This window comes from Fictibacillus aquaticus, from assembly GCF_002245695.1.
In the GTDB taxonomy this organism is placed as follows: Bacteria; Bacillota; Bacilli; order Bacillales; family Fictibacillaceae; genus Fictibacillus; species Fictibacillus aquaticus.
Window position 1 is genome coordinate 156,964 of the sequence record NZ_NOII01000001.1, and the last position, 19,755, is coordinate 176,718.

Here is a 19,755-nt window from a genome sequence, read left to right on the forward strand (position 1 = left end):
AGCGGTTGCCGAATTTGCTTTAGTGGCGGGGTAAAAGAGAAGAATTCGGAGTGCTGTTTTGTTGGGACTATTACTACGTAATACCAAAGGAGGCGGTGGTGCGGATGATATTTGAGATCGTGTCATCAGCAGTGTTCGGATCAGTGGCGGGATATGGATATTTAAAAAATAACGGAATCACAAATGATGCAGCAAAATTGCAGAGGATTTTTCGCAACTGTGGGCTGACCGTAAAAGAGCAAGGGAAGGAAGGGAAAGTGACCAAAGAAGTTCACTTGTACAGAAAGAAAAAAGAGGACTGGGGGACTGAATACGTATTTCGGATTCCATTAGGATTATCGTTCAATGATTTCCAGAACAAGATTGATAACATCAGAGATGGATTGAACAACAAAAAGAAAGTGCTGGATATCGGCTTGAAAGACATTAAGGCCATTGATTTTAAGAAGGATATTCCGAAACAAATTAAAGGTTTGCTCAAGAAAAAACCTACTCAAAAAGAAGTGGACCTGTCTTATGACGGCATGCTCAGGGTGAAGGTTTACAACAAAGCGATGGAGAGTTACCTGGAGTATGAAGAAGTGAAAAGGAATGGCTGGAAAGTGCCGATTGGCGTTGATCGTTTAGGAAGAATTGTTTATCAAGATTTCGATGCCGAATATTACGTATTAGTCGCAGGTTCTGTTGGTGGCGGTAAATCGAATGCGGTCAACTTAATTACATCACATTTTCTTTTCACTCAGCCTGAAAACATAAAGCTTGCCTTGATCGATTTAAAAATGGGGATGGAGTTAGGACCATATGAGAACTGTAAGCAAGTGATTGGTTATGCGGAGCACCCTGAACAAGTGCCGGCAGTATTAGATAAAGTTGAGTCATATATCATGGCAATGAGCAAACGATTGAAAGCTCAGGGATACCGCAATGTGATTGAAGCAGGCATAAAAGAAAGGCTATTCCTTATCATTGATGAAATTGCAGAGCTTTCACCAGACGAAGAAGCAGAGAAGAAAGCCAAAAAAGGTGAAGATCCAACAGCCAAAGATATAAAGGAGTTTGCATGGAACAAAATTAATCACATTGCTCGCCTTGGAAGGGCGTGGGGAGTAAGGATTGTAAGCGCAACGCAGCATCCTATTCAGGAGTGCATTCCTAAGTATTTAAAGCGTAACTCAGATGGCCGCTTGTGCTTTCCAGTTGAGGATGAAGTAGCCTCACGAGTGGTATTAGGCACAGCGGGTGCCGAAAGTCTTCCCGACATAAGCGGCAGGGGATTATATAAAAAGGGAGCAAATATCACCGAGGTTCAAACATTCCGGATATTAAACGAGACCATAGACAGAGCGATAAAGCCGAATCTTGTTCGGAAAGAGAAAGCGAGGCATTCTGTTGCTGACATCCAGAGAGCAGAGAGAGGAACAGATACTCTTGTCTTTGAAGAAGCTTGATTTCTTAACAATAGATCAGATTCAACGGATACATGGTATTGCAAGTGAACGGCATGCCAGGGGCGTTTTAAAAAAAATGGAGCATTACCTCGCTTCTTTTAGAGAAGGTAAAAAGTATTATTATCTTAACAAAGAAGGTCGTGAGCGGATTGGCTGTGAAAAGGTAAGAAAGAAAACACTGCAAGCTAAACATTTTATCATTCGTAATGAAATATACATCGCCTTCGGCCAGCCTGACACATGGAAAAACGAAATCAAGCTCGGCACTAAAAACACAGGGCATTTTATCTGTGATGCGTGGTTTAAAGTAGAAAATCAGCATTACTGTGTTGAAGCTGATTACACTCAAAAAATGAGCGAGAATCGTAAGAAAATCGACCGTTATAAGAAATTCAGGGAAACAGGTGTATTTCAGAAGAATTACGGTCATTTCCCCGAGCTCATCTGGATCACCACGACCGAGTATAGGAGGCAGCAGCTGAAAAAAATGTGTGATGGGTTGACGTGTGAGGTGTTCACGATAGCTGACTTTAAATAAAAGGAGAGATAACGATGAATGATCTTTATGCCTTGGCAATTCCGAAACAAATTGCAGATATTTGTGAAGAAACTGGCATCGAAATTAATCGCTTATTGATTATGGCTTCAGCGTATTTAAAAGAAGCAATTGAGGACTACATGAAATACGATGATGACGGAATGCTCACAGAGATCGGAATCACTCTAGATGAAGCGGTGTTATTTAAATGTGCAGCTGAAAAAGAAATACAAAAAGTGAGAGAATCGTGAGATGAGATTTAAAGTTACATCACCTTATGGCGCATGGGAGGAGTTTAGGGAGCGTGCTCACACCGGAATAGACTTGGCAACACCGCAGGGCACCGATTTATTCAGCCCAATCAGTGGAGTGGTAGAGCGCATAGTCGATTATGGCAGCGAGAATATAGGCAAAGGAATAATCATCGAAACAAACGATCATCAGCACGTAATATTAGGACATCTGAGCGAGGTGAAAACAAAGATAGGAGAACACATCGACATAGGTGATTTAATCGCCAAAACAGGCAATACAGGGCACGTAATCGGAAATGGCCATCTGCATATAGGAATGAAAGACAGCGCTGGCCACTTTATCAACCCCCAGCCGGTCGCAGACATTGTGAACCAGTCGAATGTTTGGGATAGCGTGAAAGAGTTTATCTTTACCCCCCTATCCCCATTAGGCGAATTGCTAAAGGATTATGGAATGAGCATCGGATTTCATATGGTCGGCAGCGAGATTTTCTTCCTAATTCCAGCCGTTCTGTTGTTACTGTTCAGAATGATGATCGGAAAGAACTTTACATCAGGTTGGGTATTGCCATTGTTGTACGCCTTTTTCGTCACTAAAAACATAGGAGCGTGAGCATCATGTTTAGACAGAAAAAAGAGAAATTTGAGAGCTTAGGCACGATCAGTCAGTTTATGAATCGTGAGCATGAAAAGAAAGCACAAGAAAAAAGGGAAAGCCGCAGAGCTAACAAATTCGCTGCAGCAACCACAGCATCCATCCCATTCATGGCCCTGGCACCAAAAGCATTTGCTGCAGAATTACCTTCTACTGTTGTAACGGCTGCCACTTACTCGCCGGATGCTATCACTACAGCTGGAGGAGCAGTGATTGGTAAAGCGGCATTGTCTACAATCATGCATATGTTGGACCCTGTTATTTCCTTATTAATAGTTGTCTCTTTCCCTGTAGCATCTGCCATGATTTTATTCAAACTTTTCATGGGATTCTTCATCGATCAAGGGCAAGTTTGGGAAGGCATTGGTCGAATCTCACTTGTATACATTCTCATTCAAATGTTCCCAGTCTTCTCTGGAATTCTAAAAACAATGGGTGGAGTTGTATAAAAAAATGCCCTCATTTAGAATGAGAGCAGAAAATAAGGAGGATGACCACTATTGACCACATAATTGACCACGCCATTTATTCGCATAGAACTATATAATCAAATCGGTCAATGGGAATATTAAAAAATAGGGAAAAACTACTTGAAACAAATCAACATATTCTCTATAGTTAAGGTGGTAAAAGCGACGTGAAAACGCTTAATCTATGATATCAATCATGTACGATGATTGACTAAACTTTAGAGGTGACATTAATGGGAGGTAAACAAATGACAGCCCAAAATTCAGCAGACCAAACTTCCGAAAACGAAGAACAGCAAGAACACAACAACGTGCTCACAGCCACACAATCCGTAATTGCCGAAGCGCTTGACAAGCTAGGCTATTCCGATGAAGTGTACGAGCTGTTAAAAGAGCCGATTCGAATGTTAACGGTTCGCATTCCAGTGAAAATGGATGATGGCAGCACAAAAATCTTTACAGGCTATCGTTCACAGCACAACGATGCGGTTGGTCCCACTAAGGGCGGAGTTCGTTTCCATCCGAGCGTAACTGAAACAGAAGTTAAAGCTCTATCTATCTGGATGAGCTTAAAAGCAGGTATCGTTGACCTGCCATATGGCGGAGGTAAAGGCGGCATCATCTGTGATCCAAGAACGATGTCCTTCCGCGAACTTGAGCGTCTGAGCCGCGGATATGTCCGTGCTATCAGCCAGCTCGTTGGACCGACAAAAGATATTCCAGCACCTGACGTGTTCACGAACTCACAGATCATGGCATGGATGATGGATGAGTATAGCCGCATCCGCGAGTTTGATTCTCCGGGCTTCATTACAGGGAAACCTTTAGTTCTTGGCGGATCTCACGGACGTGAAACAGCTACGGCAAAAGGTGTGACAATCTGCATCAGGGAAGCGGCGGCAAAACGCGGCTTTAATCTGGTTGGAGCGCGCGTAGTCGTTCAGGGATTCGGAAATGCCGGAAGCTTTTTAGCAAAATTCATGCATGACGCAGGAGCTAAGATCATCGGAATTTCAGACGCTTACGGGGCTCTTCATGATCCTGAAGGCCTGGATATTGATTATCTGCTAGAGCGCCGTGACAGCTTTGGAACGGTGACGAAGCTATTCAAAGATACGATCACTAATAAAGAGCTTCTTGAACTTGACTGTGATATCCTCGTTCCGGCAGCCATAGAGAATCAGATAACGGAAAAGAACGCACACAATATTAAGGCATCAATCGTCGTTGAAGCAGCGAATGGACCGACAACACTAGAAGCGACAAAAATCCTTACCGAAAGAGGCGTTCTTCTTGTTCCGGATGTACTTGCAAGTGCAGGCGGTGTTACTGTATCTTATTTCGAATGGGTACAGAACAACCAAGGATACTATTGGACAGAAGAAGAAGTCGAAGCCAAGCTTGAACAGGTCATGGTAAAATCATTTGAGACCGTATACACGACTTCTATGAACAGAAAAGTGAACATGCGCCTTGCAGCCTATATGGTCGGCGTAAGAAAAATGGCTGAAGCATCGCGCTTCCGCGGTTGGGTATAATATTTTGCAAAGGGAAATCTCCTGTCATATAATGATGGGAGATTTTTTATTATGGAATCAGACAGAACGAATAGGCATTAACAAACGGAGTGGATAAGCATGATTTATGACGCGGTCATCATTGGAGGCGGACCTTGCGGGCTGGCTGCAGCGCTTTCTTTGCAAAAACGTAACATCTCAAACATCATTATTGAAAAGGGAAATATTGCAGACACTATTTATCGCTATCCGACACATCAGACGTTTTTCAGTTCGGCAGAAAAGCTGGAAATCGGCGGTTTTCCCTTTGTTCACGAAGAGCGCAAGCCAAGAAGGATTCATGCCCTCACATATTACAGAGAAGTGGTAAAGCGGAGCGGGCTTACTATCTCAAGCTTTGAAAAAGCATTTAATATCAAACGCTCGGATAAAGGCTTTATTGTGCTGACAGAAAAAGAAGATGGCACATTAAGAGAATACCGGTGTAAAGCTGTTATTATCGCCACAGGGTATTATGACAATCCTAACCGTCTAGGCGTGCCGGGAGAAGACTTGCCTCACGTTTTTCATTATTTTAAAGAAGGCCATCCTTATTTTGATAAAGATGTTGCGGTTATCGGAGGAAAGAATTCTGCGATTGATACGGCACTTGAACTGCAAAAATGCGGAGCCAGGCCACATGTCTTTTACCGCGGCGAAAGTTACAGCCCAAGTATCAAGCCCTGGGTGCTTCCTGATTTTGAAGCACATGTGAAGGGCGGCACGATCGGGATGACATTTAACAGCGAAGTGATCTCTATTGAAAAGAATGGTATCCGGCTGAAAACAGAGGGCAGCGAGCATTTCTATTCTTGCGACTATTGCTTTGCCATGACAGGCTATCATCCAGACCACAAATTCCTTAAGAAAATCGGCGTTATGATTGATGCTGAGTCCGGGAGACCGGAATGCAACCCTGAGACGATGGAAACAAATGTAGAGAATTTTTTCATCGCAGGGGTCATCGCTGCAGGTAACAACGCGAACGAAATCTTTATCGAGAACGGCCGTTTCCATGGCGATTTGATAGGAAATTGCCTGCAGGACCGGCTGGTTAAAGGTTGAGTGGTTCTGATCGCAATGGTTCTTGTACAATGTTTTGGCTACCATTTTCTTGGTTGTAAACACGAGGTCACAGGGAAGTAAAAGATGGTTTTGTTTATCGGCTTAGTTTTGATTAACATTTTCTTCGAAGCAAACACGGGGTGCGGTACCGGACCCCGCTGCGGGACGCAAGGAAGTAATAAAACAACACCACACCGGTTTCGGCCGGTGTGGTGTTGTTTTATTGGTCGAAGAGCTGCTGAAGGGAAGTGCGGTCGCTTGTCATTTCGAGTGCGACCATCAGTTTCAGTCTTGCTTTTTGGCCGTTTAGTCCGTTGGAGAAGATAAGCCCAGCTTCTTTCAGCTTTTTACCCCCGCCTTCATATGAGTAGATATCTTGAACGATGCCGTTAAAGCATCTAGATACGAGAACAACAGGCTTTCCTTCAGAGATTAGACGCATCAGTGAAGGTACAGTGCCTGGAGGGAGATTTCCTTGTCCTAGTGCCTCGATGACAAGGCCGTCGATCCCTTTTGCTGCGTTCTCAATCAATGTGCCGTCCATCCCTGCATAAGCTTTTAGTAAAAGAACTTTTTTGGAGAGGGCAGTGATACTGATGCATGCGCTTTTTACAGGAGTATGATGAAAGAACACCCCACGCTTTGTTACGATGCCGATCGGACCGTATTGCGGGCTCTGGAATGTCGCGATGTTGCTTGTATGTGTTTTCGTGACATTTTTTGCAGTATGGATTTCTTCATTAAACACAACGAGCACACCTTTTCCTGCTGACTGGTCGCTCGCAGCAACTTTTATTGAAGAGATAAGATTATATGGCCCATCAGAGCCATGTTCGTTGCTCGATCTCATCGCTCCGGTAACGATGACAGGAACAGATGTCTTAAGAATAAGGTCGAGCAGGAATGCGGTCTCCTCTAGTGTGTCCGTGCCATGGGTGATCACAACGCCGTCAAACGCATCTTGATCCAGCCGTTTTTGAATAAATTTCCCCAGGTCAAGCATGTGCTCTGGTGTGACATGAGGTGATGGTACATTGAGGAAATTTTCGGAAGAGATATGTGCCAGTTCCTCAAGCTCTCTAACCGTGTTCTCAAGCGGATGGCTGTTCTGAGTATTGACGCCGCCATTTTGTTTATCTTCAGCCATAGCAATCGTGCCGCCAGTATGAATAAGCAGTATATGTTTCAAATTGTGCGCTCCTCCCAACAAGTGTTTCCTATTCATAAGTTATCATGTTACGATAAGGAAAAACAATGGAAAGAAGGGGAAACATGCTGGCGGTTATCTCTGCGGCAGTGGCTCCTGCTATTGCTTTATTATCCTTTTTTTATTTAAAAGATAAATATGAAACTGAACCATTATCGATGGTAGTTAGAGTTTATTTGTTCGGCTTGCTGCTTGTTTTTCCTGTTATGGTTCTTCAATATGGATTTGAAGAAGAGCTTCATATTGCCGGATGGGTAAAAGCATTTTTTGTGAGCGGGCTTTTTGAGGAATTCTTGAAATGGTTCCTCGTTTTTTACTCGGCATATTTGCATGCGGAATTCAATGAACCTTATGACGGAATCGTTTATTCAACAGCCCTCTCGCTTGGATTTGCCTCGTTAGAGAACGTATTTTATCTTTCGACATATGGCATACAGGAAGCATTTTGGCGGGCGCTGCTCCCCGTCAGCGGGCATGCGCTTTTTGGCGTGATTATGGGCTATTATTTAGGCCGTGCTAAATTTTCCCGCGGCAAAAAACAGAGGATGCTGCTGCTTTTATCTCTTTTTCTTCCCGCTTTGCTGCACGGAGTATACAATTATATCCTCATGACGGCACAAGAAGACATGTTTTTAGCGATCATTCCATTCATGGTGTTTTTATGGTGGCTGGGACTTCGCAAAGTAAAGCTCGCCAACGAAAAACGTGTAGCCTATTTATCGCGCCAATAAAAAAGGCAATTCCTTTTTATAAAGGATTGTCTTTTTTTATTGGCTTTTCCTTTTCCTGTATAAAATAGCGAGTATTACAAAAGATACAACTATGATTCGTTAATGAGAAAAACTTACAGGAGGCAGCGCGGATTATGAAAAACAAATGGAAGTACATAAAGTACTCAGCAGCAGCTATCATGCTTTGTGCAGGCATTTTTTCAGTAAGCGCCAAAGATAAGGCTCATGCATTTTCTCCACAGGTCATCCAGAAAGGGGCGACAGGTGATGATGTGATTGAGCTTCAGTCACGTTTGCAGCATCTGAGCTTTTATACAGGACCAATCGATGGGGTGTTTGGATGGAGGACGTACTGGGCTCTAAGGAACTTCCAGTATGAGTTTGGTCTTCCGATTGACGGGCTCGCAGGACAAACAACAAAAAATAAGCTTGTTAAAGCAACTAAATTTGATAAGCAGTGGGTAGAAAAGCAAATCCAATCTGGCAACAAATTCACGACATATGGCGGGGTCGCCAAAGAAAAGCAAGTAAAGCAAAAGAAAGGAGCACCCGCAAAAAAGGGTGCTGCTCCAGCTCCTAAAAAAGCAAGAACAGAAATTAAACCTGCAAGAAACATTCCTGACGGCTATTCGCAAAACGATATTAACTTGATGTCAAATGCTGTTTATGGCGAAGCGCGAGGAGAGCCTTATATCGGACAGGTTGCCGTTGCGGCAGTCATCATCAACAGGGTTGAGGATGCTGCTTTTCCAAATACGGTATCAGGAGTAATCTTTGAACCTGGCGCTTTTACAGCGGTGGCAGATGGCCAGATTTACTTGACGCCAAATAAGCAAGCCAAAAAAGCAGTGATGGATGCCTTGAATGGCTGGGATCCGACAGGAGAAGCACTTTATTACTTTAATCCTGATACTGCGACTAGCAATTGGATCTGGGGAAGACCGCAAATCAAGAAAATTGGAAAGCATATCTACACGAATTAATAAAGAGGTGAAAAGCATATGATTCGTACTATACTGCTCGTCCTGCTGCTCATAGCCGTGGCAGGGACTGGATATTGGGGCTATACAGAAAATCAAGAAAAGAACGCCATTCGTATTCAAGCAGAAAACAATTACCAGCGTGCATTCCACGATCTGAACTTTCAGATGGATGCTCTTCATGACAAAATTGGCCAGACATTGGCCATGAGCTCGCAAAAGCAGCTTTCACCGGCTCTTGCACAAGTGTGGAGGCTGACAAACGAAGCACATACGAATGTCGGGCAGCTTCCTCTGGCATTAATGCCTTTCAACAAGACAGAAGAATTTCTTTCGAAGGTAGGAGAATTCAGCTACCGGGTTGCGGTACGCGATCTGGAGAAAAAGCCGCTCTCAGACCAAGAAACTGAGACATTGAAAACCTTATATAAAAACTCAAACGAGATTCAGAACGAACTGCGGAAGACTGAATCAATCGCGCAGGAAAAAGATCTGCGATGGCTCGATGTTGAAATGGAACTCGCAAAGAGCGATAACCCAAAGAAGAGCACAATCGTGGATGGCTTTAAAACAGTTGATCAATCGATGACTGGGTACAGTGATGTAAACTTTGGACCTGAAGTGAGCAACAGGGCGAAAATGAAAGGCCGTGACCTTCGCCACCTAGAGGGTAAGATGCTGACTAAGGAAGAAGCCAAACAAAGAGCTGTTGATTTCTTTGACTTGACAAAGAACCGGAAGATCACTGTGAAGGAAAGCGGAAAAGGAGCAAAATACAAAGCTTATTCGCTTACTATCTACAACCCTGAAACAAAAGGGACCACATATATGGACATTACGAAAAAGGGCGGATATCCGATCTGGGTCCTTTATGACAGAGAAGTGGCAGCTGCTAAAATTTCTCTGAATGATGCGATGAAACAGGCGGAAATATTCCTGAAGGACCATATGCACGGACCGATGGAAATGACGTCGAGCAATCAGTATGACAATATCGGTGTATTCACATATGCACGTGTACAGCATGGCATCCGCATCTACCCGGAGATCGTTACATTGAAAGTGGCGCTCGATAACGGAGATATTATGGGGTACGAAGGAATGGAGTTCCTCTTATCTCACCGTGACAGAGAGAAACCGGTGTTTAAACTAAGCCAGGAACAAGCGAGAAAAACACTCAGCCCGAAATTAAAAGTGATGGAAACTCATAAGGCGCTGATCCGCAACGATATCAATGAAGAAGTGTACTGCTATGAATTTATCGGTGTGCTTGGTGATGAAACATATCAGATCTTTGTCGACGCAAACGAAGGTGACGAAGAACAAGTGAAAAAGCTTAAAGAAGCAGAACCCGACTATTCTGCTATGTAGATTCTGCAAAGGAAAAGCAAAAAATTGCTTTTCCTTTTTTTCTGTTGATGTCATAGTATAAATAGAATATGAAAATATGACCATTAATGGAGGACTTTACATGATAGCCGTAGGAAATACCCTTTACCTCGAACCAGCAGGCACGGACAAGCAAGAGAAATACCGGTGCAAGGTGATGGATATTTTAGATGAAGCGATAGCTGTGGATTATCCAATAAATGAAACAACAAACCTTCCAGAATTTTTCATTGATGGAGCTGAGTTTGATGCATCTTTTGTAGGTGATGATAAAAACGCTTATCAGTTTCGTTCAGCATTGACAGGAAGAAAAATGGAGAACGTCCCGCTCATGCTGATGAGCTGGCCGGGCGAAAGTGCGGTCGTGAAAATACAGCGAAGGGAATACGTCCGGGTGGAAGTGCTGCTCAATGTCGACATCATGCACAATGAAGAGGAGGCGGAACACTTTTCATCACTCGCTCTTGATATAAGTGCGGGCGGGATGCTTCTGTCGCTCCCGGAAAAACACAGTCTTCAAAAAGAAATGTCAATCACCTGCAGACTTAATCTGCAGATGCAGTCAGGCGAGGGAAAGCATGTGGAACTTCCTTGCAAAGTAATCCGGGTTATGCCAGGAACACAGCCAGGTACAGAAAGAGCTTCAGTCATGTATACCGGGATAAGTGATACCGATCAAAGTCTGATCATGAAATATTGCTTCGAACAGCAGCTGCTGGCGAGAAGGAAACATATATAAACCCACGTTGTATAATTTAAGCAGGCTTGTGGAAAGATGTGTCAAAAAGGAGGGGTTCCTTGTGAAGCGCGTTGACCGTCTGCTCATTCAGCTTGCTATCATCCATTTTATTTTCCTTTTAACCGCCCAAACGCTAAATCAGACGGAGGGTTTCAGGAGACTGACGAATAAAAGCATCCAGTTTGAAGGCGTGATTAAAGGCGGAGTGCCTGAAACGCTTGAAACGATAGACCGAAATTAAAGCGTTATGGTATATTGTAAAAGAATACAATGCTCGAAACAGACAAACAAGCAGGCGCAACATTCCTGCTTTTCTTTTATGAAGAGGACGCAAGCCCGCAGTGGTGCTGCAGTCTTGCGGGAAAGATGTACAGAAGCATTGAAGCAGGAGGAAACATGAACAATCATTCCATAAGAATCGCAATCGATGGACCGGCAGGAGCGGGAAAAAGCACAGTAGCTAAACAGGTGGCAGATCGCCTGTCTTATATTTACATAGACACAGGGGCAATGTACCGCGCAGTTGCTTTAAAAGCTATCAGGTCTAGCCTTGATCTCCATGACGGACAAGCACTTAAAAGGATGCTGGACGAAACGACCGTAGAACTGATCAAAAACGATGAAGGACAGTCTGTTTTCCTTGATGGACAAGACGTATCAGAAGAAATACGGTCACACGAAGTGACAAATAACGTATCGTTTGTCGCGAGGCTCGCAGAAGTGCGGGAGGATCTAGTAAGACGGCAGCAGCTGCTGGCGGAAAAAGGCGGGGTTGTCATGGACGGCCGTGACATCGGCACACATGTTCTGCCGAAGGCAGAGCTTAAAGTCTTTTTGATCGCGTCAGCAGATGAGCGTGCCCGCAGAAGATTTGAAGAGAACAAGCTAAAGGGATTTGAAGTGAATCTTGAGGAGCTTAAGCAGGAGATTCTGCTGCGAGATAAAAGAGATTCGGAAAGAGAAGTTGCTCCGCTCAGAAAAGCGGAAGATGCGGTTGAACTTGACACGACTTCCATGACTATACAGGATGTAGTGGCAAAAATTCTCGTTTTAGCTGGTGAAAGGGCAGATTAAGATGAACCTTTATAATTTTGGTAAAACTCTGTGCAGTACGCTGCTTCACAGTTTCTATAAAGTAGAAATCATAGACGCAGGTAAAATGCCGAAAACCGGAGGCGTCCTGCTTTGTGCCAACCATATTCATAACTTTGATCCACCGCTTGTGGGTGTAGCATCGCCCCGTGAAGTTCATTTTATGGCTAAAGCGGAGATTTTCAGCGTGCCTGTTTTAAAAACATTGCTCCCGCGGCTGAACGCATTCCCTGTTAAAAGAGGCATGAGCGATAAAACAGCGCTTAAAACAGGGCTTCAAGTACTCCGCAGCGGCAGGGTTCTCGGACTGTTCCCAGAAGGGACGCGCAGCAAGACTGGAGAGACAGGCGAAGGACTTGCAGGGGCAGGTTTTTTTGCACTTAAATCAGATGCGGTGATCGTGCCGTGTGCGATCGTTGGAGAATATAAATTTCGCCGTAAGATTAAAATTATTTTTGGCGACCCGATTGATTTCAACGCTTTAAGGGAGCAAAAAGCTACCGCACAGGAAGCGACTTCTCTTATAATGGAACATATTAAACATTTAAAAGCACAGCACTTGTAAACCCTCTCATTGACCATCTTCCAAAATTGGGAGATTAACATATATGAAGATATTAAGGAGGACTGTGACATGACAGAAGAAATGAATCTAACGAACACAGAATTGGTGAAGGCTGGAGATATTGCCGAAGGAACAGTGATCAAGGTAGAGGACAAATTTGCACTGGTTGATATCGGCAGCAAGCAGGATGCATTTCTGCCGATCAATGAAATATCCAGCCTTTATTTGGAAAAAGCGGGAGATGCTCTAACTGAGGGAGAAAAAATCTCCGTAAAAGTGCTTTCCCATACAGAAGATACCCTTCTCGTTTCAAAAAAGGCAGTAGACAATGAAAAATCCTGGGATGAGCTGCAGCAGAAGTTTGACTCTGGCGAAGCTTTTGATGTTATTGTGCATGAAGCTGTCAAAGGAGGGCTTGTCGCTGATATCGGTGTAAGGGGCTTTATTCCGGCTTCGATGGTTGAAAAGCATTTTGTAGAAGACTTTAGTTCTTATAAGGGCCAGACATTAAGCGTTAAAGTCGTGGAGATCGACCGTGAAAAGAACCGGGTTATCCTTTCTCACCGTGCCGTGGCTGAAGAAGCACAGGATCAAAGAAAGCGTGAGCTTCTTGAAAAACTGGCGCCAGGACAAGTTATTGAAGGGACTGTCCAGAGGCTGACCGACTTCGGAGCTTTTGTTGATGTAGGCGGAGTAGACGGTCTTGTTCACATTTCGCAGCTTTCACATCAGCGTGTCAGCGCGCCATCGGACATCCTTTCTGAAGGCGACAAGGTCAAAGTAAAAGTGCTCGGTGTTGACCGCGATAACGACCGCATCTCTCTTTCTATCAAGGAAACGCAGGAAGGTCCGTGGGAAGCAGCTGTTGATCAGGTCAAGCCAGGAGCACTTATAGAAGGTACTGTTAGACGTCTTGTGACGTTCGGTGCTTTTATCGAAGTGGCGCCAGGTGTTGAGGGGCTCGTTCATATATCTGAAATCAGCAGCCGCCATATCGGCAGTCCTTCTGAAGTATTAAAAGAAGGTCAAAAGGTAATGGTAAAAGTACTTGATGTTAACAGCAGCGAAAAAAGGATCTCCCTGAGCATGAAAGCCGTACAGGATGAGAAAGATAAAGAAAACTTGAAGCAGAACCTGCCTAAAGAAGAAAAAGGCTTCTCACTGGCAGATATGATCGGCGATAAATTGAAGGAATACAAAAATTAGGAGATAGATATGATGCGGGCAAAACGGAAGGCGGAGCATATCAGGCACGCGATGGAACTACATCAGGAAGGCAAAAAGCACAGTATGGATGATCTAGTTCTCGTTCATAACAGCCTGCCTGAAGCAAAGCTATCCCGCATCGATTTAACTGTTGAAGCAGGCGGACTCAAATGGGGTTCGCCTGTTTTCATTAACGCTATGACAGGCGGGGGCGGAGAACAGACGGAATTTATTAATCGGAGTTTGGCCATGACTGCAAAAGAACATAAGATGGCGATGGCAGTCGGCAGCCAGATGTCTGCAATTAAAGATGCTTCTCAGCGGAAAACGTATGAAATAGTAAGAAAAACGAATCCAGATGGTGTTATCTTTGCCAATATAGGCAGTGAAGCCAGCCCGAAAGAGGCCGGCGAAGCTGTCGAGATGATTGGTGCAGATGCTCTGCAGGTGCATCTAAACGCTGTACAGGAACTTGTTATGCCTGAAGGAGACAGAGATTTCTCCCAAAGGCTCGATAATCTCTCTGCGATCGTTTCTTCAAGTAAAGTTCCCGTTATCGTTAAAGAGGTTGGATTTGGAATAAGCATGGAAACAGCTGCGGAACTGAAGAGAATCGGTGTTCACATGATTGATGCGGGAGGAACTGGGGGAACGAATTTCTCCAAGATTGAAAATCTCAGAAGAAAGCATCCTATATCTGATTTTGACAGCTGGGGCATAACGGCAGCAGCTGCTCTTATTGAGTCACTTTCAGCTTTTCCGGGTCCTGTTTTTGCTTCTGGCGGATACACAAGCCCATTGCATATTGTCAAAGCGCTTGCTGCAGGTGCAGTTTCAGCAGGCATGGCAGGTGCATTCTTACATGTATTGATGACAGAAGGAGAAAAAGGTTTGATGAGCTATGCAGAAGACCTGCATAACAGGATAAAAGTTATCATGACCGCAGCCGGAGCAGAAAGCATTCCATCACTGTCTCATGTGCCTCTCGTTATAAAAGGTGATACGTTTCACTGGCTGGAACAACGAGGCATCGAAACCTCAAAGTTCGCCCGAAGGAAGCCTTTCAGCAGGTAAGCTGATTATGCACGCTGGTTTCTTGTCTATACTGCTCATAGGTGATGAGTATGAATGACGGTATCTTTTTTTATTTTGCCGCCTGGAGCGGATGGATCTTTTATACCTTTATTTCAGATAAAAATAACAGCAGGACAAAAAGTGCCATTTTCATCTTGATGATGATTCTTCTTTCTGGATTCGAGACAGTCAACGGGAATATTTCAGCAGGCTGGGCGAGTGCCGGACTTTTAGTCTTTTCGCTGTACGGATTTTTGAAGCTTAGCTTTCGTGACGTGCTAAGGCTCATGATGGCCAGTATTACCGTTATGGCACTTTTGGCTGCACTGCATATTTTCTTTCTTTATGATCCGGCGGTCCTGATCATGCCTCAATACTTTCTGGCTGGTCTGTTTGCAGTCGTTATGGCTGTCACTTGGGGAAGAACATACCATGAGGTTTTGCTTGTGCTGGCAACAGGACTCTTGTTTGGCGATTTTTTGATTCAACTCAGCTTTCTGCCTTTAAAAGGGTATCTTGAGCTTGGCAGTAAGGAATTTTTGGATTTGGCCGGTTTCAGCATGATAGCTGTCTTCTTTTTTCAAATGGCTGCAAGCTTCGTTAAGAGCCTTAACGGACTGCATCTTGTCAGGAGAATCACTTTCAGGCGCTGAGGAACGGGCAGTTGTCCGGACCGCATACTTTTGCTACAATGGATAAGCTTGCCTAAACAGAAAATACTTGACACAGCTTTTTGGAGTGCTTAAGTCAATAGAGACTGAACGGGAAAAGGAAATAAGATTGAAAGATAAGGGAAGTGTGATAGATGTCTAAACCAGTTTTAGCGATAGTGGGCCGGCCGAATGTAGGCAAGTCCACCATTTTTAACCGTATTGCAGGAGAAAGGATCTCCATCGTTGAAGATATGCCAGGAGTAACCCGTGACCGCATTTACAGTTCTGCAGAGTGGCTGAACACAGAATTCAGCCTTATCGACACAGGCGGAATCGAAATAGGAGATGAACCGCTGCTTCATCAGATGAGGCAGCAGGCCGAGTTAGCGATCGAAGAAGCCGATGTGATTTTGTTTATGGTAGACGGTACAGAGGGAATTACGGCGGCGGATGAAGAAGTGGCAAAGCTGCTTTTCCGCTCTAAAAAACCAATCGTACTCGGGGTCAATAAGATTGACAATCCTGAACGGCGCGAACTTCTTTATGATTTTTACTCTCTCGGAATGGGAGAGCCGATCGGCATCTCAGGAACGCACGGTATCGGAATTGGTGATCTTCTTGATGCTGCGGTCGCTCATTTTCCTGATCTTGAAGAAGAAGAAAAGGATGAAGACACGATCTATTTCTCACTGATCGGACGCCCGAATGTAGGGAAGTCTTCGCTAGTAAACGCTATTTTAGGAAAAGAACGAGTTATTGTAAGTGATATCGCTGGTACGACCCGAGATGCTATCGATTCTAAGTTTGAAAAAGACGGGCAAAAATATGTGATCATTGATACCGCTGGGATGCGTAAGCGCGGAAAAGTATATGAATCCACGGAAAAGTACAGCGTGATGAGAGCGTTGAAAGCGATCGAGCGGTCGGATGTAGTCCTTATGGTGATCAATGCTGAAGAAGGCATCATAGAACAGGACAAAAAAGTGGCTGGTTATGCCCACGAAGCAGGAAAAGCAGTCGTTATCGTCGTGAATAAATGGGATGCCATCGAAAAAGATGACAAAACGATGCGTGAGTTTGAACAAAAAATACGTGATCATTTCCTTTATTTGAGCTATGCTCCAATCGTATTCGTTTCGGCGCTTACGAAACAGAGGCTTCATCATCTATATCCTGTGATCACTCAAGTTGCGGAAAATCATTCGCTTCGAGTTCAGACTAACGTACTGAACGATGTTATTATGGACGCAGTCGCGATGAACCCAGCTCCGATGGATAAAGGAAAAAGGCTCAAGATCAACTATGCGACACAAGTAGCGACTAAGCCGCCAACGTTCGTTCTGTTTGTCAACGATCCAAACTTGCTTCACTTCTCTTACCGCCGGTTTCTTGAAAACAGAATCCGTGAAACGTTCGGATTTACAGGTACGCCGCTGCGTATCCTGGCAAGGCAAAAAAACGAGTAGAGTAAACAAACGTACGCAAGGGAAACCTGCATAAAATGCTGGGTTAAAGGAGCGGAAATGATGAAGAAAATTGCGGTTATCGGGGCGGGAAGCTGGGGTACAGCCCTGGCTCTCGTTCTTGCTGACAATAAGCATAATGTTCACCTTTGGGGCCGGAGAGAGGATCAGGCCGAAGAGATTAACAAGCGCCATACCAATTCTCGCTATCTTCCGGACATCGTCCTTCCTGAGTCCATCAAAGCAACCGTTTCACTGGAGGATGCTGTGAGCGATGCTGAAGTTATTGTACTTGTCACGCCGACTAAAGCGCTGCGCGAGGTACTTCATGAACTGAAGGATCACCTTCAGGCTCCTGCGGTCTTTGTTCATGCGAGCAAAGGAATCGAGCCTGGTACATATAAAAGGATTACAGAAATTATTGAAGAAGAGCTTCCCGAAAACGTCCGTCTGGCAGTGGCTGTCCTTTCCGGGCCGAGCCATGCGGAGGAAGTCTCACTGCGTCAGCCGACTACGGTCACTGTTTCGTGCTCTGACCTTTCACGTGCTGAACAGGTACAGGATCTGTTTATTAATCAGAATTTTAGAGTATATACAAACCCGGATGTGATCGGAGTTGAGCTTGGCGGTGCCCTTAAGAATATCATTGCTCTCGGTGCGGGAATGTCAGATGGGCTCGGCTACGGAGATAATGCGAAAGCGGCACTCATCACAAGGGGACTTGCTGAAATAGCCAGGCTTGGAACGGCAATGGGTGCAAATCCGCTTACTTTTGCTGGACTGACAGGAATCGGTGACTTGATCGTCACATGCACGAGTGTACATTCACGGAACTGGCGGGCGGGCAACATGCTTGGAAAAGGGATGCAGCTTGAAGAAGTTCTGTCAAAGATGGGCATGGTCGTGGAAGGCGTGCGCACGACACAAGCCGCATACGAACTAGCTCAAAGCGTTGAAGTTGAAATGCCTATCACAAACGTGCTTTATGATGTTCTCTTTAACGGAAAAGAACCCAAACAAGCGGTGGATGAACTGATGAAAAGATCGCGTACTCATGAGGTTGAGGACCTTTCTTCTCTTAGAAGCTGACCGGCATACAGGCATTCGCCCGAAAAAAAATGGGCGATGCCTATTTTTTTCATCACCTCTTCCCGAGTGGCGGCATACGATATGTTGAACAGGAAGCGGGAGGAGGACATCAATGGAACGCGAACAGCAGTTTTTTGACAATATTGAGAAAAAAACAAGTGTGAAAAAAGATGATATTTTCAAATTGGCACAGTCCGTCAGCCACTCAAATCTAGGTGATGAAAGGACGATCCGCATGCTGGTGTCACAAGTGGCCAGCTTGGCAGGTGTTCCGGTGTCAAAGCAAAAAGAAGACCAGATCGTTCAAGCGGTTCTCAATAATAAAGTTCCCCTTGATTTTGCAGCACTTTCAAAAATGTTTGAAGCCAAGTAAAACGGCGCCATATTATGCAGGCGTATTCTGCGGTGAACAGAACTGCAAGTAAGGAAGCATTTAGTCGGATTTCCGCATGTGCATGAACTGTGCACATGCGTTTTTTTGCGTTTCACTGATGCTGGCAAGGCTGGCGGTATGCTATAATGTACCCGGATAATGAAGGAGGATACATATGAGTGAAGGACTTTTGAAGATGTGGGTGGCGCTTTCTGCCATCGGATTAATGTTTCTGGCAGTCTTTTCAATTTATTTCAGCAGAGAGAAACTGAAAGGCATGATAAAGTTTGCTGTCGCGGCATTCGCTTATGCATGTATGATTACAGCAGGTTTTTTAATAATGCTTGTCGTGTTCTCCGGACCGGTGAAAGGGTAGGAGGGTGAACGTATATATGAAAATTGCAAAAAGGTGGATGCCGTTCGTTCTCGTCTTTTTTTTGGCAGGATGCCTTTATCCGGAAGACCGCAAAAACGAAAACCGCATCCCTTATAAAGATCAGATACAATCAGTCCAAACAGCTGTGGAAGACTATCAAAAAGACACGATGGTTCTGCCGATCAAGAACAGAGATGCCGGTACCGACCTGTTTCAGAAATATCCGATCGACTTTAACAAGCTTGTTCCGAAATACTTGCAGGACGTACCCGGAAACTCGTTTGAAAAAGGCGGTACGTATCAGTATGTTCTTATTAGAGCAGAGGATCAGCCGACAGTAAAGCTCGTGGATCTAGTTGTTACAGATAACGTGCAGGATGTTCAGATGGCACTTGACAGCTATATTAGAGAGCATCGCTATCCCCCTTTTACTAAAGTACTGGCTGAGGGACGCTATGCTTTTGACCATAAAAAACTCGGGCTGAAAAAAAAGCCGACTGTCACGAGCCCCTTTACAGGCAGAGAGCTTCCTCTTATTTTAGATAACAACGCAAAAGTGATGGTAGATTATAAAAAGGACCTTGCTGATGCAATCCGCAGCAACCCTAAAGATGCTGCAGCAGGAGAGGATATCCGCTATCTTCTTGCTGATCACTCGTTCTTCTCACCCGCTCATTCCGTTCCTTACACTGCGGAAGACGGGAAGCCTGTCTTTTTAATAAAACAATAGTAAAAACAATAGTCATGTTCTCTCCCTCTTTCTAATACATTCATAGAAAGGAGGAGAGATTTTTTTATATATGCAGCCAGCGGGACTATGTTGCTCATTAGC

At 44.5% G+C, this 19,755-nt stretch carries 23 protein-coding genes; 22 read left to right on the forward strand and 1 reads right to left on the reverse strand.

Annotated features, from left to right (window positions below; genetic code table 11):
- Positions 1-104: 104 nt before the first annotated feature.
- The 7 genes from CGZ90_RS00920 to CGZ90_RS00950 all read left to right on the forward strand — a co-directional run bounded on the left by CGZ90_RS00920 (position 105) and on the right by CGZ90_RS00950 (position 5,986).
- Positions 105-1,448: an FtsK/SpoIIIE domain-containing protein gene (locus CGZ90_RS00920; RefSeq protein ID WP_094250456.1), complete on the forward strand. Its 1,344-nt coding sequence runs from the start codon at positions 105-107 to the stop codon at positions 1,446-1,448.
- Positions 1,435-1,986, forward strand: a complete 552-nt coding sequence (locus tag CGZ90_RS00925) for a replication-relaxation family protein (protein ID WP_240515369.1) — start codon at positions 1,435-1,437, stop codon at positions 1,984-1,986. Before CGZ90_RS00920 ends, CGZ90_RS00925 begins: the two co-directional genes overlap by 14 nt.
- 14 nt (positions 1,987-2,000) lie before the next feature.
- Positions 2,001-2,237, forward strand: a complete 237-nt coding sequence (locus tag CGZ90_RS00930; RefSeq protein ID WP_094250458.1) for a hypothetical protein — start codon at positions 2,001-2,003, stop codon at positions 2,235-2,237.
- 1 nt (position 2,238) lies between these two features.
- Positions 2,239-2,853, forward strand: a complete 615-nt coding sequence (locus tag CGZ90_RS00935) for a M23 family metallopeptidase (RefSeq protein ID WP_094250459.1) — start codon at positions 2,239-2,241, stop codon at positions 2,851-2,853.
- A 5-nt stretch (positions 2,854-2,858) separates the two neighbouring features.
- The gene (locus tag CGZ90_RS00940) at positions 2,859-3,344 is read left to right on the forward strand and encodes a hypothetical protein (RefSeq protein ID WP_094250460.1); all 486 of its coding nucleotides are present in this window, start codon (positions 2,859-2,861) and stop codon (positions 3,342-3,344) included.
- 254 nt (positions 3,345-3,598) lie between these two features.
- Positions 3,599-4,903 carry a Glu/Leu/Phe/Val family dehydrogenase gene (locus CGZ90_RS00945; protein WP_379675150.1) on the forward strand — a complete coding sequence of 435 codons (1,305 nt, stop codon included), beginning with the start codon at positions 3,599-3,601 and terminating at the stop codon, positions 4,901-4,903.
- A gap of 99 nt (positions 4,904-5,002) precedes the next feature.
- Positions 5,003-5,986: a YpdA family putative bacillithiol disulfide reductase gene (locus tag CGZ90_RS00950; RefSeq protein ID WP_094250462.1), complete on the forward strand. Its 984-nt coding sequence runs from the start codon at positions 5,003-5,005 to the stop codon at positions 5,984-5,986.
- A gap of 220 nt (positions 5,987-6,206) precedes the next feature.
- Here CGZ90_RS00950 and CGZ90_RS00955 read toward each other — a convergent pair whose 3' ends face one another.
- A complete protein-coding gene (locus tag CGZ90_RS00955) occupies positions 6,207-7,175 on the reverse strand; it encodes an asparaginase (RefSeq protein ID WP_094250463.1) in 969 nt (322 codons plus the stop codon).
- A gap of 83 nt (positions 7,176-7,258) precedes the next feature.
- On the opposite strand from CGZ90_RS00955, the gene prsW reads away from it, so the two are divergent.
- From prsW to CGZ90_RS01030, 15 genes are all read left to right on the forward strand, one after another.
- Positions 7,259-7,924 (forward strand): glutamic-type intramembrane protease PrsW, encoded by a 666-nt coding sequence (prsW, locus tag CGZ90_RS00960; RefSeq protein WP_094251744.1) that lies wholly within the window; start codon positions 7,259-7,261, stop codon positions 7,922-7,924.
- 134 nt (positions 7,925-8,058) lie between these two features.
- Positions 8,059-8,907 (forward strand): spore cortex-lytic enzyme, encoded by an 849-nt coding sequence (gene sleB / locus CGZ90_RS00965; protein WP_094250464.1) that lies wholly within the window; start codon positions 8,059-8,061, stop codon positions 8,905-8,907.
- 18 nt (positions 8,908-8,925) lie between these two features.
- Positions 8,926-10,275 (forward strand): germination protein YpeB, encoded by a 1,350-nt coding sequence (gene ypeB / locus CGZ90_RS00970; protein WP_094250465.1) that lies wholly within the window; start codon positions 8,926-8,928, stop codon positions 10,273-10,275.
- 100 nt (positions 10,276-10,375) lie between these two features.
- The gene (locus CGZ90_RS00975; RefSeq protein ID WP_165766728.1) at positions 10,376-11,032 is read left to right on the forward strand and encodes a flagellar brake protein; all 657 of its coding nucleotides are present in this window, start codon (positions 10,376-10,378) and stop codon (positions 11,030-11,032) included.
- Positions 11,033-11,093: 61 nt separating this feature from the next.
- Positions 11,094-11,273, forward strand: coding sequence for a DUF5359 family protein (locus tag CGZ90_RS00980; protein WP_094250467.1), 180 nt, complete (start codon positions 11,094-11,096; stop codon positions 11,271-11,273).
- Between the two features lie 155 nt (positions 11,274-11,428).
- Positions 11,429-12,106 carry a (d)CMP kinase gene (gene cmk / locus CGZ90_RS00985; protein ID WP_094251745.1) on the forward strand — a complete coding sequence of 226 codons (678 nt, stop codon included), beginning with the start codon at positions 11,429-11,431 and terminating at the stop codon, positions 12,104-12,106.
- A 1-nt stretch (position 12,107) separates the two neighbouring features.
- The gene (locus CGZ90_RS00990; RefSeq protein ID WP_094250468.1) at positions 12,108-12,689 is read left to right on the forward strand and encodes a lysophospholipid acyltransferase family protein; all 582 of its coding nucleotides are present in this window, start codon (positions 12,108-12,110) and stop codon (positions 12,687-12,689) included.
- 69 nt (positions 12,690-12,758) lie between these two features.
- A complete protein-coding gene (gene rpsA / locus CGZ90_RS00995) occupies positions 12,759-13,895 on the forward strand; it encodes a 30S ribosomal protein S1 (RefSeq protein ID WP_094250469.1) in 1,137 nt (378 codons plus the stop codon).
- Between the two features lie 9 nt (positions 13,896-13,904).
- Positions 13,905-14,969, forward strand: coding sequence for a type 2 isopentenyl-diphosphate Delta-isomerase (gene fni / locus CGZ90_RS01000; RefSeq protein ID WP_094250470.1), 1,065 nt, complete (start codon positions 13,905-13,907; stop codon positions 14,967-14,969).
- A gap of 50 nt (positions 14,970-15,019) precedes the next feature.
- Positions 15,020-15,622 carry a YphA family membrane protein gene (locus CGZ90_RS01005; protein ID WP_094250471.1) on the forward strand — a complete coding sequence of 201 codons (603 nt, stop codon included), beginning with the start codon at positions 15,020-15,022 and terminating at the stop codon, positions 15,620-15,622.
- Positions 15,623-15,774: 152 nt separating this feature from the next.
- A complete protein-coding gene (gene der, locus CGZ90_RS01010) occupies positions 15,775-17,088 on the forward strand; it encodes a ribosome biogenesis GTPase Der (RefSeq protein WP_094250472.1) in 1,314 nt (437 codons plus the stop codon).
- 60 nt (positions 17,089-17,148) lie between these two features.
- Positions 17,149-18,174, forward strand: a complete 1,026-nt coding sequence (locus tag CGZ90_RS01015; protein ID WP_094250473.1) for an NAD(P)H-dependent glycerol-3-phosphate dehydrogenase — start codon at positions 17,149-17,151, stop codon at positions 18,172-18,174.
- Between the two features lie 112 nt (positions 18,175-18,286).
- Complete coding sequence (locus CGZ90_RS01020) at positions 18,287-18,547, forward strand: stage VI sporulation protein F (protein WP_094250474.1); 261 nt, start codon at positions 18,287-18,289, stop codon at positions 18,545-18,547.
- 175 nt (positions 18,548-18,722) lie between these two features.
- Positions 18,723-18,923 (forward strand): DUF2768 domain-containing protein, encoded by a 201-nt coding sequence (locus CGZ90_RS01025; RefSeq protein ID WP_094250475.1) that lies wholly within the window; start codon positions 18,723-18,725, stop codon positions 18,921-18,923.
- Between the two features lie 16 nt (positions 18,924-18,939).
- The gene (locus CGZ90_RS01030; protein WP_094250476.1) at positions 18,940-19,653 is read left to right on the forward strand and encodes a hypothetical protein; all 714 of its coding nucleotides are present in this window, start codon (positions 18,940-18,942) and stop codon (positions 19,651-19,653) included.
- Positions 19,654-19,755 lie beyond the last annotated feature (102 nt).